Consider the following 19,544-nt stretch of genomic DNA (forward strand, 5'->3'; position numbering starts at 1 on the left):
ATATCAAGAGATCTCAAGCTCGTTGTCGATGAAGGCGAACATCTCGTCGTCGGACGCGGACTCGATCTGGTCGACGACGTCGGATGTCCCGCCGGGGCCGTTGAGGCCGGACAGGAGCTCCTTGAGGCGCGTGGTGAGCCGGCTGCGCACCGTGCTGTCCTCGGCGAGTGTGGTGAGTGATTCTTCGATCTGGTCCAGCTCCGCGAAGAACCGCAGGATGCCGGCCTCCTCGTCCTTCGTCTCGGCGAAGTACCCCATGAGGTGCTCGGTCAGGGCGACCGGGGTGGGGTAGTCGAAGACGGCGGTGGCAGGGAGCCGCAGCCCCGTGGCCTTGCCGAGCTGGTTGCGGAACTCGACCGCGGTCAGGGAGTCGAACCCGAGGTCCTGGAACGGGCGCTGGGGGTCGATCGCCGATCCGTCGGTGAAGCCCAGCACGGTGGCCGCCTGGCCGCGGACGATGTCCGCCAGTGCCGAGCGGCGCTCGTCGGGTTCCAGCGTGGCCAGCCGGTCGGCGAGCCCGTCGCCGGTGCCGGCCCGCCGTACGGAGGTCCTGGCGCTGGTGCGGGCCTGCACGAAGCGGGCGGGGATGAGCAGTGCCTTTCCTGACGGTACGGCGGCGTCGAACAGGCCGAGACCGTCGTCGGCGGACAGCGGCGCCAGCCCCATCCGGGCCAGCCTGCGCAGGTCGGCTTCGGACAGCTCGCCCGTCATGCCGCCCTGCTCCCAGAGCCCCCACGCCAGCGACGTCGCCGCCAGCCCTTCGGCGGCCCGCAACTGGGCGAGCCCGTCGAGGAAGGCGTTCGCCGCCGCGTAGTTGCCCTGGCCCGCTCCCCCGAGCACACCCGCCATCGACGAGAACAACACGAACGCCGACAGGTCCAGGCCCCGCGTCAGCTCGTGCAGGTGCCAGGCGGCGTCCGCCTTCGGCCGCAGCACCCGGTCGAGCCGATCGCCCGACATCGACGTGATGACGCCGTCGTCCAGGACGCCGGCCGTGTGCACCACGCCGACCAGGTCGTCCACGCCCTCCAGCACCCGGGCGAGCGCGTCGCGGTCGGCCACGTCGCAGGCGGCCACGTCCACCCGGGCGCCCAGCTCCGACAACTCCGCCACCAGCTCGGCCGCACCGGGCGCCTCCGGCCCGCGCCGGCTGACCAGCAGCAGCCGCCTGACCTCGTGCTCGGTCACCAGGTGACGGGCCACCAGCGCGCCCAGCCCGCCCGTACCGCCGGTGATCAGCACCGTTCCGTCAGGTCCGAACACCGGCTCCGGGTCTGCCAGGTCCGCGGCCCTGCCGAGCCGTGGCGCCCGCAGCTCACCGCCTCTGATCGCCAGTTGCGGCTCCCCGGTGGCCAGCGCCTGGCCGACCACCGCCGGGTCCAGCCGGTCGGTGTCCGCGTCGCCGTCAAGGTCCAGCAACACGAACCTGCCGGGCTGCTCGGCCTGCGCGGCCCTGACGAGCCCGCCCACCGCCGCGTGGGCGAGGTCGGGACGCTCGCCGGGGGCGGCGGCGACGGCGCCACGCGTGAGGATGACCAGTCGCGCCGTTTCGAGCTGCTCCTCGGCCAGCCAGCTCTGCAGCAGTTCGAGGGTTTCGTGCGTCGCGGCGTGGTGGTCCCCGGCAGGGCAGCGGACCAGGACGGCCTCGGGCAGGTCGGCCGGGTCGTGCAGCGAGCCGAGCGTGGCCGCGTCCGGGTAGGTCGCCGCTCCGGTGCCGAGGTCGTCGGTGCCGAGCAGCGCCCACCTGACCGCCTCCTGCGCGGGCGCGCCGGTGACGGGGGTCCACTCGATCTCGTGGAGTGCGCCCCGGTTCGTGCCGCCCAGTTGCGCGGCGGCCAGGGGGCGCAGGGAAAGGGTGTCGACGACGGCGACCGGGGCGCCCAGCTCGTCGGCGATGGCCAGCGTGACGGCGCTCCCACCGGCGTTGGCGAGCTTGACGCGCAGGCTCGTCGCGCCTGCCGCGTGCAGGGACACGCCCGACCAGGCGAACGGCAGGTACGGCCGCCCGGGCTCCGGCCGGGGCAGCAGGCCGCCCAGCGCGGTGGCGTGCAGCGCGGCGTCCAGCAGCGCGGGGTGCAGCCCGAACCGGCCGGCGTCCGCGTGCGCCTCCTCGGGCAGGACGATCTCGGCGAACACCTCGCCGCGCCGCTCCCAGGCGCTGGTCAGCCCCTGGAACGTCGGCCCGTAGTCGAGCCCGATCGCCACCATGTCGTCGTAGAGGTCCTGGACGGCGACCGGCTGGGCGCCCGCGGGCGGCCACTGCGCGAGATCGACGTCGGGCTCCGGCACGCTCGCCGTGAGGGTGGCCTGCGCGTGCTGGGTCCACTCGGTGGCGTCCTGCGCCCGCGAGTGGACGGCCAGCGCCCGCCGGCCCGGCTCCTCGGTGGCCGTGGACACCAGCTGGAGCTGCACGCCGCCGTCCTCGGGCACCACCAGCGGGGCCTGCAGGGTGAGCTCCTGCAGGTGCGGGCAGCCGCTCTCGTCCCCGGCCCGGACGGCGAGCTCCACCAGCGCCGTGCCTGGCACGATGACGCTGCCGCCGACCACGTGGTCGGCCAGCCAGGGGTGTGTGGCGACCGACAGCCGCCCGCTGAAGATCACCGTTTCGCCGCCGGCCACCTCGGTCGCCGCGCTGAGCAGTGGGTGCTCGACGGCTCCCAGGCCCGCGGTGGTGACGTCGCCGGTGCCGGGTCCCGGGCGGAGCCAGAAGTGCTCGTGCTGGAAGGCGTAGGTGGGCAGATCCACGCGGGACGGGCGCGCCGCCGCGAAGTACGCCGCCCAGTCGACGGTGACGCCGTGCGCGTGCATCCGGCCCAGCGCCTGAACGAACGTGCGCGCCTCGTGCCGGTCCTTGGCCCTCGTGTTGACGAAGGTCTCGTCTCCCGTGAGGGTCTGCTGGGCGAGCCCGGTCAGCGTGGTGTCGGGGCCGAGCTCGACGAAGACGGTGGCCCCCGCCGTACGGGCGGCGGCGACGCCGTCGGCGAACCGGACGGCTCCGCGTACGTGCTCGACCCAGTAGGACGGGTCGGTCAGCCGGCCGGGCTCGGCCAGGCGGCCGGTCACGTTGGAGACGACCGGGATCGTCGGCTCGTGGAAGGTGATCCCACCGATCGCCTCGGCGAAGTCGGCCAGCATCGGCTCCATCAGCGGCGAGTGGAACGCGTGCGAGACCCGCAACCGCCGGGTGCGCGCCTCCGTCCGGCTCTCGATCTCCGTGACGGCCGCCTCATCACCCGACACCACCACCGCCGCCGGGCCGTTGACCGCCGCGATGCCGGCGCGGTCCTCGTACCCGTCGAGCAGCGGCAGGACGTCCGCCTCCGGCGCGGCGACGGCCAGCATCGCGCCACCGGCGGGCAGCGCCTGCATCAGCCGGGCCCGGGCCGCGACCAGCGTGCAGGCGTCCTCCAGCGAGAACACCCCCGCCACGTGGGCGGCCGCGATCTCGCCGACCGAGTGCCCGGCCAGCACCGCGGGCGCGACGCCCAGCGATTCCAGCAGCCGGTACAGGGCGACCTCGAAGGCGAACAGCGCGGGCTGGGTCATGCCCGTCTCGTCCAGCACCTCGGCAGGGCCGTCGGCCATGGTCGCGCGCAGCGGGTGGGGCAGCAGCGGGTCGATCACCCGGCAGATGTCGTCCAGCGCCCGCGCGAAGACCGGGAACGCGTCGGCGAGCTCCCGTCCCATGCCGATCCGCTGGCTGCCCTGGCCGGCGAACAACATCGCCGCCTTGGCCCTCGACCGGGCCAGGCCGGTCTCGACCGCCGGCTCGCCGTGCCTGCCGTCGGCCACCGCCGCCAGCGCCGCCAGCAGCTCGGCGCGGTCCGCGCCGGCGACGACCGCACGGTGCTCCAGCACCGCCCGGCCCGTCGCGAGCGACCAGCCGACGTCGGCCACGTCCAGGTCCCGGCGCGACTCCATCCAGGTGCGCAACCGTGCCGCCTGCGCCGCGAGCGCCTCCCCGCTCCTGCCGGACAACACCCACGGCACCACCGGCAGCTCGGCCGCCGGCTCGGGCTCAGTCGCCGGCTCGGCCGGCGACTCCTCCAGCACGACGTGCGCGTTGGTGCCACTGATGCCGAAGGAGGAGACGGCGGCGCGACGGGGCGCCTCGTCGCGCTCCCACGGCCGGGCCTCGGTGAGCAGCTCGACCGCGCCGCCCGACCAGTCCACGTGCGTGGACGGCTCGTCCGCGTGCAGGGTCCGCGGCAGCTCGCCGTTGCGCAGGGCCATGACCATCTTGATGACGCCCGCGACCCCGGCGGCGGCCTGCGCGTGGCCGATGTTGGACTTGATCGACCCCAGCCACACCGGCCGGTCCTCGGGGCGGTCCTGCCCGTACGTGGCCAGGATCGCCTGCGCCTCGATCGGGTCGCCCAGGGTGGTGCCGGTGCCGTGGGCCTCGACCGCGTCGACGTCGGCCGCCGACAGCCCGGCGTTGGCCAGGGCCTGCCGGATCACCCGCTGCTGCGACGGCCCGTTCGGAGCGGTCAGGCCGTTGCTGGCGCCGTCCTGGTTGACCGCGGAGCCGCGCACCACGGCGAGCACCTGGTGCCCGTTGCGCCGCGCGTCCGACAGCCGCTCCACCAGCAGCACGCCCGAGCCCTCCGAGAGCCCGACGCCGCCTTCCGACTCGGCGAACGCCCGGCACCTGCCGTCGACGGACAGGTTGCGCTGCCGGGAGAACTCGATGAACGTCCACGGCGTCGCCATCACCGTCACGCCGCCGGCCAGGGCGAGGTCGCAGTCGCCCGACCGCAGTGCCTGCACCGCCAGGTGCAGCGCCACGAGCGACGACGAGCACGCCGTGTCCACGGTCATCGCCGGGCCTTCGAGCCCGAAGACGTACGACACGCGGCCGGAGGCGACGCTGCCGGAGTTGCCGGTGCCGATCAGCCCTTCGAGCTGGTCGGGCACGGAGGACAGCTGGCTGGCGTAGTCGTGGTACATGACGCCGGCGAACACGCCGGTCCGGCTGCCGCGCAACCGGGTCGGGTCGATCCCGGCCCGCTCGATCGCCTCCCACGACGTCTCCAGCAGCAGCCGCTGCTGCGGGTCCATGGCCAGGGCCTCGCGCGGGCTGATCCCGAAGAATCCCGGGTCGAACTCGCCCGCGTCGTGCAGGAAACCGCCGTGCCGGGAGTAGGAGGTGCCGCGGTTGCCGGGCTCGGGGTCGTACAGCGTGTCCAGGTCCCAGCCGCGGTCGGCGGGGAACTCGGAGATCGCGTCGCCGCCCTGGGCGAGCAGCCGCCACAGTTCCTCAGGGGATTCGACGCCGCCGGGGAAGCGGCAGGCCATGCCGACGATCGCGATGGGCTCGTCGTCGGCTGCCGTGACCCGCGCCTGGACGGCGCTCTCCTGCTTGCCGAGGAGCTCGCCTGCCAGGTAGCGGACGAGCGCCTCCGGGGTCGGATAGTCGAAGATCAGGGTCGCGGGGAGCCGCATGCCCGTGGCCGCGTTGAGCCGGTTGCGGAATTCGACCGCCATCAGCGAGTCGAATCCCAGCTCCTGGAACGGCATTCCGTCGTCGACCGCCGACGGGTCGGCCAGGCCGAGCACCACGGCGACCTGGGAGGCGACGAGATCCCGCAGCGCGGCCTGCTGCCCGGCCGGCGGCAGGGCAGCCAGCTGCTGCTTGAGCGTGGCCGCGGCCTCCGACGCTGCGGTCACCACGCGCCTGCCGGACCCGGTGACCAGGCCACGCAGCAGCGGGGGAACGGCGTCGGCCTGGGCGCCCATGGCCTTGACGTCGAGGTGGGCGGGGACCAGCAGGGCACGGTCGTGCCGGAGCGCGGCGTCGAACAGGCCGAGACCGTCGTCGGCGGACAGCGGCGTCACGCCCATCCGCGCCAGCCTGCGCAGGTCAGCCTCGGACAGCTCGCCCGTCATGCCGCCCTGCTCCCACAGCCCCCACGCCAACGACGTCGCCGCCAGCCCTTCGGCGGCCCGCAACTGGGCGAGCCCGTCGAGGAAAGCGTTCGCCGCCGCGTAGTTGCCCTGGCCCGCTCCCCCGAGCACACCCGCCATCGACGAGAACAACACGAACGCCGACAGGTCCAGGCCCCGCGTCAGCTCGTGCAGGTGCCAGGCGGCATCCGCCTTCGGCTCCAGCACCCGGTCCAGCCGCTCGGCCGACAACGACGTGACCACGCCGTCGTCCAGCACGCCCGCCGTGTGGACCACGCCCACCAGCGAGTCCGCGACCGAGGTGATCACTCCGTAGAGCGCCTCGCGGTCGGCCACGTCGCAGGCCGCCACGTCCACCCGGGCGCCCAGCTCCGACAACTCCGCCACCAACTCGGCCGCACCGGGCGCCTCCGGCCCGCGCCGGCTGACCAGCAGCAGCCGCCTGACCTCGTGCTCGGTCACCAGGTGACGGGCCACCAGCGCGCCCAGCCCGCCCGTACCGCCGGTGATCAGCACGGTCCCGCCCACGCCGAACGCGGGCCGCCCCTCACCGCTCGGCACGGTCCGGCTCAGCCTCGGCACCCACACCTGGCCGTCGCGCACGGCCAGCTGCGGCTCGTCCGACGCCAGAGCCTCGCCGATCGTGCCGTCCGCGTCGCCGTCCAGGTCCAGCAGCACGAACCTGCCGGGCTGCTCCGCCTGCGCGGCCCGCACGAGCCCCCACACGGCGGCCTGATGCACATCCTGTACGGGCGCGTCGCCTGCGGGCACGGCACCCCGGGTCACCACGACCAGCCGCGACGCCGCGAACCGGTCGTCGGCCAGCCACTCCTGCAGCGCCGCCAGCACGTCGTGGACGGCCAGGCGGGAGCCGGCGGGCGCTTCGATCAGCACGCGCTCGGGAACCGTCGCGCCCCCGGCCAGCGCCGCCAGGCTGGAGACGGTCTCGTAGCCCGCCTCGGCCGCGCCGTTCTGCGGCAGCCTCACCCAGTCGAGCTGGAACAGCTTGTCGCGATGTTTCCTCGTGCCGGAGCCGTCCTGCGGCCCGACCGGCACGGGGCGGGCGGCCAGAGCGCCGATCGTGGCCACGGCCAGCCCTTCGGTGTCCATCAGCGTCACGGAGACCGCTCCCTGGCCGGCCGGAGAGATCCGCACACGGAGTCTCGTCGCCCCGGAGGCGTGCAGCGCCACATCGCTCCAGGCGAACGGCAGGTACGGCCTGCCGGGCTCGGGATCGGCCAGGAACCCGCCGAGGGAGACCGCGTGCAGGGCGGCGTCGAACAACGCCGGATGCAGTCCGTACCCGTCGGCGTCGGTGTCGTCCGGCAGCGCCACCTCGGCGAAGACGTCGTCGCCCCGCCGCCAGGCCGCCCGCAGCCCGCGGAACGTCGTGCCGTAGTCGAGGCCCATGCCGGCGAGGTCGTCGTAATGCTCGTCCAGGGCCACGGCCCGCGCCTGCTCCGGCGGCCAGGTGCCGACCGGCTCAGGGACCGCCGCATCGGCCGCGGCCAGCACGCCCGCGGCGTGCCGCACCCAGTCGGTGGCGTCCTGGATCCGCGAGTAGATGCCGAGCTGCCGCCGCCCGTCCTCGTCCGGTGCGCCCACGGCCAGCTGGAGCTGGACCGCTCCGGGCTCGGGCACGATGAGCGGCGCCTGGATGGTCAGCTCTTCGAGGAGGCCGCAGCCGGCCTCGTCGCCTGCCCTGATGGCCAGCTCGACGAGTGCCGCTCCGGGGAGGAACACCTGCCCGTTGACCTTGTGGTCGGCCAGCCACGGGTGGGTGGCGACGGACACGCGGCCGGTGAGCACGACCTCTCCACCGGCGGCCAGGCCGGTGAACGCGCCGAGCAGCGGGTGGCCGGTGGCCTCGAGTCCAAGGCTGGCCGCGTCGCCCGCGCTCGCCGATCCCTGCAGCCAGTAGCGCTGGTGTTGGAAGGCGTAGGTGGGCAGGTCGATGATCCGCGGGCCGGACTCGGCGTAGGTTTGCGGCCAGTCGACGTCGACGCCGTGGACCCACAACTCCGCCGCGCTCGACCACACCCGGGCAAGACCACCATCATCACGCCGCAACGTGCCACACACCACCACCTCCCCACCCGCACGCTCAGCCGTCTCCTGCACCGCCATCGTCAACACCGGATGCGCACTGACCTCAACAAAAACCCCGAAGCCCTGCTCCACCAACGCACCCACCGACGGCTCCAACCACACCGTCCGCCGCAGATTCTCAAACCAGTACCCGGCATCCACCTCCGACCCGGACAACCACTCCCGCCGCACCGTGGAGTACCACGCCACGTCGGCTTGGCGGGGCGTGACCGGGGCGAGCAGCCGGGCGAGTTCGTCCTCGATGGCCGCCACGTGCGCCGAATGCGAGGCGTAGTCCACATCGATCCGCTTGGCCCGCACCCCCTCCGCCTCGCAATGCGCCAGCAGCTCGTCGATGGCGTCCACATCGCCCGACACCACCGTCGAAGCGGGACCGTTCACCGCCGCCACCGACAACCGGCCCTCCCAGCGCCCCAGCAGCTCACCCACCTCAACCGAGCCGAGCGCCACCGACGCCATACCGCCGCGGCCGGCCAGCGCCACGATCGCCTGGCTACGCAACGCCACCACCCGCGCGCCGTCCTCCAACGACAACGCACCCGCGACCACCGCAGCCGCGATCTCCCCCTGCGAATGCCCGACCACCGCCGCCGGAACCACACCGAGCGACCGCCACACCTCCGCAAGCGACACCATCACCGCCCAGAGCACCGGCTGCACCACATCCACCCGGTCATAACCCGGCTGGCCGTCCTCACCCCGCAACACACCCGTCAACGACCAGTCCACGAACGCAGCCAGCGCCGCCTCACACTCAGCCATCCGCGCCCCGAACACCGGCGAAGCGTCCAGCAACTCCACCCCCATCCCCAGCCACTGCGACCCCTGACCAGGGAACACGAACACCGACTTGCCACCACCACCGGCAACGCCCTGCACCACACTCGAGGCGGCACCATCGGCCAGCTCACGCAACCCCGCCACCAGCTCATCCCGATCAGCACCCACCACCACCGCACGGTGATCGAACACCGACCGCGAAACCACCAGCGAATGCGCCACATCCACCGGCCGCGCACCAGCACCCACACCGGCCACCACACCGGCCCCCACACCGGCCACCGCATCGGCCAGCCGGCCCGCCTGAGCCCGCAACGCCTCCGCACTCCGGCCCGACACCACCCACGGCACCACCGGCGCCCCATCCACCGGCTCACTCATCGGCTCGGGCTCCTGCTCCGTGGCAGGCCCCTGCTCGATGATCACGTGGGCGTTGGTGCCGCTGATCCCGAACGACGAGACGGCCGCGCGGCGGACGTGCCCGTTCTGCTGCCACGGTTGCGGCTCGGTCAGGAGCTCGACCGCGCCGGCCGACCAGTCCACGTGCGGCGACGGCTCATCCACATGCAACGTCTTCGGCAACACCCCGTGACGCAGCGCCATCACCATCTTGATCACACCCGCCACACCCGCAGCCGCCTGCGTATGACCGATGTTCGACTTCACCGACCCCAACCAGAGCGGCTCGTCGCGATCCTGACCATAGGTCGCCAGCAACGCCTGCGCCTCGATCGGATCACCCAGCGTCGTACCCGTGCCATGCGCCTCCACCGCATCCACCTCAGCCGCCGACAGACCCGAATTCGCCAGCGCCTGCCGGATCACCCGCTGCTGCGACGGACCGTTCGGCGCCGTCAGACCATTACTCGCACCGTCCTGGTTGACCGCGCTGCCCCGCACCACGGCGAGCACCTGGTGCCCGTTACGTTCCGCGTCCGACAACCGCTCCACCAGCAGTACGCCGACGCCCTCGCCCCAGCCGGTGCCGTCGGCGTCAGCGGAGAACGCCTTGCACCGTCCATCCGGGGACAGACCGCGCTGGCGCGAGAACTCCACGAAGGTGCCGGGCGTGGCCATCACGGTCACGCCGCCGGCCAGCGCCATGTCACACTCGCCCGACCTCAGCGCCTGCGCCGCCCAGTGCAGGGCGACGAGAGAGGAGGAGCAGGCGGTGTCCACGGTCACCGCGGGGCCCTCCAGCCCGAAGGTGTACGACAGGCGGCCGGAGACGACGCTGCCGGAGTTCCCGGTGGCGATGAGCCCTTCCAGCTCCGTGGGCACGGTAGTGAGGTGGGCCGCGTAGTCGTGGTACATGACGCCCGCGAAGACGCCGGTCCTGCTGCCGCGCAGCGCGGCCGGGTCGATCCCGGCCCGCTCGATCGCCTCCCACGAGGCCTCGAGGAGGAGCCGCTGCTGCGGGTCCATGGCCAGGGCCTCACGCGGCGAGATCCCGAAGAACGCCGGATCGAACTCGCCCGCGTCGTGCAGGAAACCGCCCTGCTTCGTGTACGTGGTGCCGGAATTGTCGGGGTCCGGGTGGTACAGCCGGTCCAGGTCCCACCCCCGGTCGGCGGGGAACCCGCCGATCGCGTCCGTACCGGCGCTCACCAGCTGCCAGAGGTCCTCCGGCGAGAGCACACCGCCCGGGTACCGGCAGGCCATGCCGACGATCGCGATGGGCTCGTCGTTCAGCGGCGTCGTGGCCGCGGTGACGGCCGTCGCCTCCGCCCCGGCTCCGGTGAGCTCCGTCTCCAGGTAGTCGGCGACGGCTCGCGCGTTGGGGTAGTCGAAGACCAGCGTGGCAGGGAGCCGCAGCCCGGTGCCCGAGTTGAGCTGGTTACGGAGTTCGACGGCCGTGAGGGAGTCGAAGCCGAGCTCCTGGAAGGCGCGGTCGGGCTCCACGGCGTCCATGGAGGCGTGACCGAGAACCCTGGCCACCTCCTGGCGGACCAGCTCCAGCAGCATCCTGCCGCGCTCGGACGCCTCCAGCCCGGCGAGCCGGCGGGCCAGCCCGGATCCGGCCGCGCGGGCCGCCTGGCGTGCCGATCCGCGTACCAGGCCGCGGAGCAGCGCGGGAAGCTCCGTACCTCGGCCGCGCAGCGCCGCGGCATCGACCCGCAGCGGCACCAGCGCCGCCGCGTCCGAACCCGACCCCGCATCGAACGACGCCAGCGCCTCGTCCACCGTCAACGCCGGCAGGCCCTGGCGCCGCATCCGCTCGAAGTCGGCCTCGCTCAGCCAGGCGCTCAGCCCGGTGTCGGTGTCCCACAGCCCGAACGCCAGCGACGTCGCCACCAGCCCGGACGACCGCCGGTGCACAGCGAGGGCGTCGAGGAACACGTTCGCGGCGGCGTAGTAGGCCTGTCCCGCCGCCAGGACGGAACCGCCGGCGGAAGAGAACAGCACGAACGCCGACAGGTCCAGGTCACGGGTCAGCTCGTGCAGGTGCCACGCCGCGTCCGCCTTCGGCCCCAGCACACCGTCGAGGCGCTCGACCGACAGCGACCCCACCAGCCCGTTGTCGCCCACGCCTGCGGCATGCACCACGCCACGCAGCGCGCGCTCCTCGGGAATGGACGCGATCAGCGCGGCCAGCGCCTCACGGTCGGCCACGTCGCAGGCCGCCACGTTCACCTCGGCGCCCAGCTCGGACAGCTCGGTCGCCAGTTCGGCGGCGCCTGGCGCGTCCGGGCCGCGCCGGCTGACCAGCAGCAGGTGCCGTACGTCGTGCTCGGCTACCAGGTGACGGGCCACCAGCGCGCCCAGCCCACCGGTCCCGCCGGTCACCAGCACGGTGCCGTCAGGTCCGAACACCGGCTCGCGCTGCTCCAGGGCCCTGACCCGGTTCAGTCTCGGCACCAGCACCCGGCCGTCCCGGAGCGCGGACTCCGGCTCGCCCGAAGCGACCACCGATCCCACGGCGGCCCACGACTCGGCGCTGCCGTCCACGTCCACCAGCACGAACCGGCCCGGGTTCTCCGCCTCGGCCGCCCGTACCAGGCCCCACACCGGGGCCGCCGACACGTCCACCTGATCGCCGTCGTCAACGGCCACCGCACCCCGCGTCACCACCACCAGCCGCGACGACGCGAACCGCTCGTCGGCCAGCCATTCCTGGACGGAGGTCAGCGCGTACGCGGTGGCACGCCGCACCGCGGCGGGGATGTCGTCGCCGGGCTCGGTGACGGGGCATTCCACGAACGCCCACTCCGGCATGGCGTCCGTGTCCCTGAGCGACGCCAGGCTCGGATACTCCTCATCTCCGGCGGCAGGGAGCTCGGCAGGCTCCGTCCAGGTCACCTGGTAGAGGGTGTCCAGGGCGCCTGCGGTGAGTTCGGTGGACAGGGCGCGCAGGGTGAGCGTGTCGATCTCGGCCACGGGGGTGCCGGTCTCGTCGGTGATGCTCAACGTGATGCTGGTCTCGGAGGAGCCGCGGGTGACCTTGACCCGCAGGCCGGTCGCGCCCGCCGCGTGCAGCGACACGCCGTTCCAGGCGAACGGCAGATACGGCCGCCCTTCCGCTCTCGGCACCAGATCGCCCAGGGCTGCGGCATGCAGCGACGCGTCCAGCAGCGCCGGGTGCAACCCGAACCGTCCCGCATCGGCGTGCCCCTGCTCGGGCAGGGCGATCTCGGCGAACACCGAGCCGTCGTGCTGCCAGGCGGCCACCAGCCCCTGGAACAGGGGTCCGTAGTCCAGGCCCATCGCCGCCATGTCGTCGTACAGGTGCTCGACATCGAGCGGCCGGGCACCGGCCGGCGGCCACTGCTCCGCAACCGCGACCGGCTGACCGCTCTCCTCGGCCAGCACCCCTTGTGCGTGCAACGTCCACTCCTCCTGACCCGCACGCGCATACAAGCTCACCTGGCGGCCACCGGACTCTTCGCACGGCCCGGCCACCAGCTGCACATCCACGCCCCGCCCGTCCGGCACCACCAGCGGCGCCTGCATGGTCAACTCGACCAGCCGCGCACACCCCAGCTCCTGACCGGCCCGCAGCGCAAGCTCCACCAGCGCCGCCCCCGGCACCACCACCCGGCCGTCCACCTGGTGATCGGCCAGCCACGGCTGCCCCGCCGGCGACAACCTGCCGGTGAAGGTGTGGGTGTCGGAGTCGGGTGCGGAGATGGCCGCACGAAGCATGGGATGGTCGATGGCGCCGAGCCCGGCCTCCCCCACGTCCTGCGACTCCAGACTGGCCGGCACCCAGAACCGCTCGTGCTGGAAGGCGTACGTGGGCAGGTCGGCGAACCGGCCGGGGGTCAGCACCTTCGTCCAGTCCACGGTGATGCCCTGGACGTGCAACCCACCCAGCGCCTCGATCAGCGCCCGGGTCTCGTCACGGTCCTTACGCACGGCCGGGACGAACACCGCGTCCTCGACACTCTGCTGCGCCAGCCCGGTCAGCACTCCGTCCGGACCGACCTCCAGGAAGTGACTTGCACCAGCCGAGGTCACCCCGTCGGCGAACCGCACCGCGCCACGCACATGCTGCACCCAGTAGGCGGGATCGGTCAGCTGCCCCGGCTCGGCCAGACGGCCCGTCACATTCGAGACGACCGGAATCGTCGGCTCGTGGAACGTAAGCCCGCCGACCACCTCGGCGAACTCCGCCAGCATCGGCTCCATCAACGGTGAGTGGAAGGCATGCGACACCCGCAACCGCCGGGTCCGCGCCTTCACCAGACTCTCGATCTCGGCGATCGTGGTCTCGTCACCGGACACCACCACCGCAGCCGGACCGTTCACCGCCGCGATCCCCACCCGATCCTCACGACCGGCCAGGAGCGGCAGGACATCGGCCTCCGGAGCGGCCACCGCCAGCATCGCCCCACCAGAGGGAAGCGCCTGCATCAGGCGGGCACGGGCCGCGACCAGCGTGCAGGCGTCCTCCAGCGAGAACACCCCGGCCACATGAGCGGCGGCGATCTCCCCGATCGAGTGACCGACCAGTACATCGGCCCGCACACCCAACGACTCCAGCAACCGGAACAGCGCGACCTCGAAGGCGAACAACGCGGGCTGCGTCATACCCGTCTCGTTCAGCGCACCCTCGGGGTCGCTGAACATCACCTCACGCAACGGATGCGGCAACAACGGATCGAACCGGGCGCAGATCTCGTCCAGCGCCTCGGCGAACACCGGGAACCTCTCGATGAGAGACGCCCCCATGCCGACCCGCTGACTGCCCTGACCGGCGAACAACAACGCCAGCTTCCCAACAGGCGTGACCCCTTCGGGAGCCAGCTCCCGAAGACCGGCCACCAGTTCGTCCCGATCAGCTCCCACGACCACCGCGCGCTGCTCCAGCACCGCCCGGCCCGTCGCCAGCGACCACGCCGCATCCGACACCACAACCGACGGCTCCGACTCCAGCCACGACGCCAGCCGATCGGCCTGCGCCCGCAACGCCCGCCCGTCCTTCGCCGACACCAGCAACGGCACCACCGGCGCCTGCTCCGCCGGCTCGGGCTCCGGCTCCGTGACCGGGCCCTGCTCGATGATCACGTGAGCGTTCGTGCCACTGATCCCGAACGACGACACAGCGGCCCGGCGAGCATGCCCGTTCTCCCGCCACGGCTGCGCCTCGGTCAGCAGCTTCACCGCACCCGCCGACCAGTCCACATGCGGAGAAGGCTCATCCACATGAAGCGTCTGGGGAAGCATGCCGTTACGCAGCGCCATGACCATCTTGATCACACCGCCCACACCTGAGGCGGCCTGCGTGTGACCGATGTTCGACTTCAGCGACCCCAGCCACACGGGCCGGTCATCAGGCCGCTCCTGGCCATACGTCGCCAGCAGCGCCTGGGCCTCGATCGGGTCGCCCAGCGTCGTGCCGGTGCCGTGCGCCTCCACCACGTCCACGTCGGCGACCGACAAGCCGGCGTTCGCCAAAGCCTGCCGGATCACCCGCTGCTGCGAAGGACCATTCGGAGCCGTGATCCCGTTACTCGCACCATCCTGATTGACCGCACTCCCCCGCACCACCGCCAGCACCCGATGACCGTTACGGCGAGCATCCGACAACCGCTCCACCAACAACACACCAACGCCCTCACCCCACCCCGTGCCATCAGCACCAGCCGAGAACGCCTTACACCGCCCATCCGCAGCCAACCCCCGCTGCCGCGAAAACTCAATGAACATCCCCGGCGTCGACATCACCGTCACACCACCGGCCAACGCCAGATCACACTCACCCGACCGCAACGCCTGCGCCGCCCAATGCAACGCCACCAACGACGACGAACACGCCGTATCCACCGTCACCGCCGGACCCTCAAGCCCCAACGTGTACGACACCCGGCCCGACACCAAACTCCCACCACTGGTATTCGCCGGCGTCCCCAACCCATAATCGTGATACATCACCCCCGCAAACACACCCGTCCGACTCCCCCGCAACCCCACCGGATCAATCCCCGCCCGCTCAACCGCCTCCCACGACGCCTCCAGCAACAACCGCTGCTGCGGATCCATCGCCAACGCCTCACGCGGCGAAATCCCGAAAAACCCCGGATCGAACTCAGCCGCGTCATACAGGAACCCGCCGTGCCGGGCGTACGAGGTGCCCCGGCTGTCCGGGTCGGGGTCGTAGAGCTTGTCCAGGTCCCAGCCACGGTCGGCGGGGAACTCCCCCACCCCGTCGCGAGCCTGCGCCACCAGCTCCCACAGATCCTCCGGCGACACCACGCCACCCGGATAGCGGCACGCCATCCCCACGATCGCGATCGGCTCGTCGACCGTCTTCGTGGCGGTCACGACGGCCTGGGCGGCCTGCCCGCCGGCCATCTGGTTGGCCAGGTGGTCGGCGATGGCCTCAGCGGTCGGGTAGTCGAAGATGAGCGTGGCCGGGAGCGGCACGCCGATGGCGGCCGTGAGCTGGTTACGGAACTCGACGGCCGTCAGGGAGTCGAAGCCGAGCTCCTGGAAGGCGCGGTCGGGCTGCACCGCGTCCGCCGAGGCGTGGCCCAGCACCTTGGCCGCTTCCTTGCGGACGAGTTCCAGCAGCAACATCCTGCCGCGTTCCGCGCCCTCCAGCCCGGCGAGCCGGCGGGCCAGCTTCGATCCGGTCGAGCGGGCCACCTGCCGTACCGACCCGCGCACCAGGCCGCGCAGCAGCGCGGGAATACGGGAGCCGCGGCCGGCCAGCGCGCTCGTGTCGATGCGCAGCGGCACCAGCGCCGCCGCGTCCGAGCCCGATCCGGCGTCGAACAGCGCCAGCGCCTCGTCCACGGTCAACGCCGGCAGGCCCTGGCGCCGCATCCGTCCGAAGTCGGCCTCGCTCAGCGAGCCGCTCATGCCCGCGTCGGTCTCCCACAGCCCGTACGCCAGCGACGTGGCGACCAGCCCCGACGTCCGCCGGTGCGCCGCGAGGGCGTCGAGGAACACGTTCGCGGCGGCGTAGTTGGCCTGTCCCGCCGCCAGGACAGAACCGCCGGCGGAAGAGAACAGCACGAACGCCGACAGGTCGAGGTCCTGGGTGAGCTCGTGCAGGTGCCACGCCGCGTCGGCCTTCGGCCCCAGCACGCGGTGCAGCCGTTCGGCCGACAGCGACGCGACCAGCCCGTTGTCACTGACGCCTGCCGCGTGCACCACGCCGCGCAGCGCGCGCTCCTCGGGAATGGAGGCGATCACCGTGGCGAGCGCGTCGCGGTCGGCCACGTCGCAGGCCGCCACGTCCGCCCGGGCGCCCAGCTCCGACAACTCCGCCACCAACTCGGCCGCACCGGGCGCGTCGAACCCGCGCCGGCTGACCAGCAGCAGGTTCCTGACCTCGTGCTCGGCCACCAGGTGACGGGCCACCAGCGCGCCCAGCCCACCGGTCCCGCCGGTCACCAGCACGGTCCCCTCGGGCCCGAACACCGGCTCGCCGGCCGAGGTTCCGGCCCTCACCAGCCGCGGAGCCCGGATCTGGCCACCGCGGACGGCCGCCTCCGGCTCTCCGGAGGCCGCCACCCCGGCCAGCGTGTCCCATGACTCGGCGCTGCCGTCCACGTCCACCAGCACGAACCGGCCCGGGTTCTCCGCCTCGGCCGCCCGTACCAGACCCCACACCGGGGCCGCCGACACGTCCACCTGATCGCCGTCGTCAACGGCCACCGCGCCCCGCGTCACCACCACCAGCCGCGACGACGCGAACCGCTCGTCGGCCAGCCATCCCTGCACCGCGCTCAGCACGTCGGCGGCGGTCTCGTGGACGGCGTCGAGCACCTCGGCCTCCGGCGGGGTCACCACGTACGTGACCGCGTCCGGCACGGCGGCGTCCTCCGCGACCGACGCCAGCTCGGGCAGCTCGGACTGCCCGGCGGTGTCGGGGGCGGAGACGGGAGTCCACTCCACCCGGAACAGCGACTCGGCGTGGTCGTTGCCCGCGGTGGTGAGCTGGTCCGCCGAGACCGGGCGGACGGCGAGCGACTCGACCGACAACACCGGCGCGCCGTCGGCGTCGGCGATGGTCAGCGCGATGGAGGTCTCGCGGAGGCGGGAGATCCGCACCCGTACGCTGCTCGCGCCCGCCGCGTGCAGCCGCGCCCCGGCCCAGGAGAACGGCAGCACGGTCTGCCCGTCCCCGGCGATCAGCTGGGCGTGCATCGCGGCGTCGAGGAGTGCGGGGTGCAGCCCCGATTTGGCCGCGTCGGCGTGCGCCTGCTCGGGCAGCTCGACCTCGGCGAACACGTCCTGGTCCCGCCGCCAGGCGGCCTGCAGGCCCTGGAAGACGGGCCCGTACTCGTATCCCATGCCCAGCAGCAGCTCGTACGCGCCGGACACGTCGACCGCGTCGGCGCCGGCCGGCGGCCACTGCTCGAGCCCGTCCGCGGGCACGGTCGCGGCGGCGGACAGCGCGCCGTCGGCGTGCCGGGTCCACGTGCCGGCGGTGTCGCCGTCGGCGCGGGAGTGGATGGCGATCGGCCGCGCGCCGGAGGGGTCGGCGGCGCCGACGACCACCTGCACCTGGCGCCCGCCGCCGGGGGACAGCAGCAGCGGCGCCTGCAGGGTGAGCTCCTTGACGAGCGGGCTGCCCACCTCCTGGCCCGCCTGCAGCGCCAGCTCCAGGAACGCCGTGCCGGGGAGCAGGATCGTGCCGTTGACGGCGTGGTCGGCCAGCCACGGCTGGGTGGCCACGGACAGGCGGCCGCTGAAGATGACGGACTCGCCGCCGGCCACCTCGGTCACCGCGCTCAGCAGGGGATGGTCGAAGGCCGCGAGCCCCGCCCCTGCCATGTCGCCGGCCCCGGCGCGCGCGGAGATCCAGTACCGCTGGTGCTGGAAGGCGTAGGTGGGCAGGTCCACGAGTGACGGGCGGGCGGGGGCGAAGAACGCCTCCCAGTCGACGGCCACGCCGCGCACATGCAGGTGGCCCAGGGCCTGCACGAACGCGAGCGGCTCGGCGCGGTCCTTGCGCGTGCTCGGGACGAAGACGCCGTCCTCGGCGCTCTGCTGGGCCAGCGCGGTCAGGGTGGCGTCGGGCCCGACCTCGATCCAGACCTTGACACCGGCCGTACGGGCGGCGGCGACGCCGTCGGCGAACCGCACCGCACCGCGTACGTGCTCCACCCAGTAAGCAGCATCAGTCAGTTGCCCAGGCTCGGCCAGGAGGCCCGTCACATTAGAAATGACCGGAATCGTCGGCTCCTGGAAGGTGACCCCGCTGATCGCCTCGGCGAAGTCGGCCAGCATCGGGTCCATCAACGGCGAATGGAACGCATGCGACACCCGCAACCTGCGCGTCCGCACCTCCACCTGGCTCTCGATCTCCGCGATCGCCGCCTCATCACCAGAGACCACCACCGCAGCCGGACCGTTCACCGCCGCGATCCCCACCCGGTCCTCACGACCAGCCAGGAGCGGCAGAACGTCCGCCTCCGGGGCGGCGACGGCCAGCATCGCCCCGCCGGAAGGAAGCGCCTGCATCAACCGAGCCCGAGCAGCCACCAGCGTGCACGCGTCCTCCAACGAGAACACCCCCGCCACATGAGCAGCGGCGATCTCCCCGATCGAATGCCCCACCAGCACATCCGCCCGCACACCCAACGAAGCCAGCAACCGATACAGCGCCACCTCGAAGGCGAACAACGCAGGCTGCGTCATCCCCGTCTCGTTCAGCACACCCTCGGGATCGCTGAACATCACCTCACGTACGGGATGCGGCAAGAGCGGGTCGAGCACCCGGCAGATCTCGTCCAGTTCGGCGCCGAACACGGGGAACGCCTCGGCGAGCTCGCGGCCCATGCCGAGCCGCTGGCTGCCCTGGCCGGCGAACAGCAGCGCCACCTTCCCGCCGCAACCGCTTCCGGAGATCGCGCCGGAGGGGTCCTCGGCCAGCGCCTCCAGCCCGGCCAGCAGTTCGGAGCGGTCGGCGCCCACGACGACCGCGCGGTGCTCCAGCACGCTGCGACCGCCGGCCAGCGTCCAGGCGATCCCGGCCGGGTCGGTCTCGGGGCGTTGCGCCACCCACGAGGCGAGCCGCCGGGCCTGCCCGGCCAGCGCCTCGGGGCTCTTGGCCGAGATGAGCCAGGGCAGCACCGGCAGAGCCCCGTCGTCGCCCGTGGTGACCTCGAACTCTTCGCCCTGTTCGATGATCACGTGGGCGTTGGTGCCGCTCACTCCGAAGGAGGACACGGCGGCGCGGCGGGGACGGTCCAGCTCGTCCCACGGGCGGGCCTCGGTCAGCAACTCCACCGCACCCGCCGACCAGTCCACATGCGGCGACGGCTCATCCACATGAAGCGTCCGGGGAAGCA

General features: G+C 72.9%; 1 protein-coding gene. It reads right to left on the minus strand.

All coding sequences use genetic code 11. From position 1 onward, the window contains the following. Window positions 1-3: 3 nt before the first annotated feature. Window positions 4-19,524, minus strand: a complete 19,521-nt coding sequence (locus ABGB01_RS42480) for an SDR family NAD(P)-dependent oxidoreductase (protein ID WP_347779697.1) — start codon at window positions 19,522-19,524, stop codon at window positions 4-6. Window positions 19,525-19,544: the final 20 nt, after the last annotated feature.

The sequence above is a fragment of the Nonomuraea sp. B5E05 genome (assembly GCF_039880665.1).
Lineage (GTDB): Bacteria > Actinomycetota > Actinomycetes > Streptosporangiales > Streptosporangiaceae > Nonomuraea.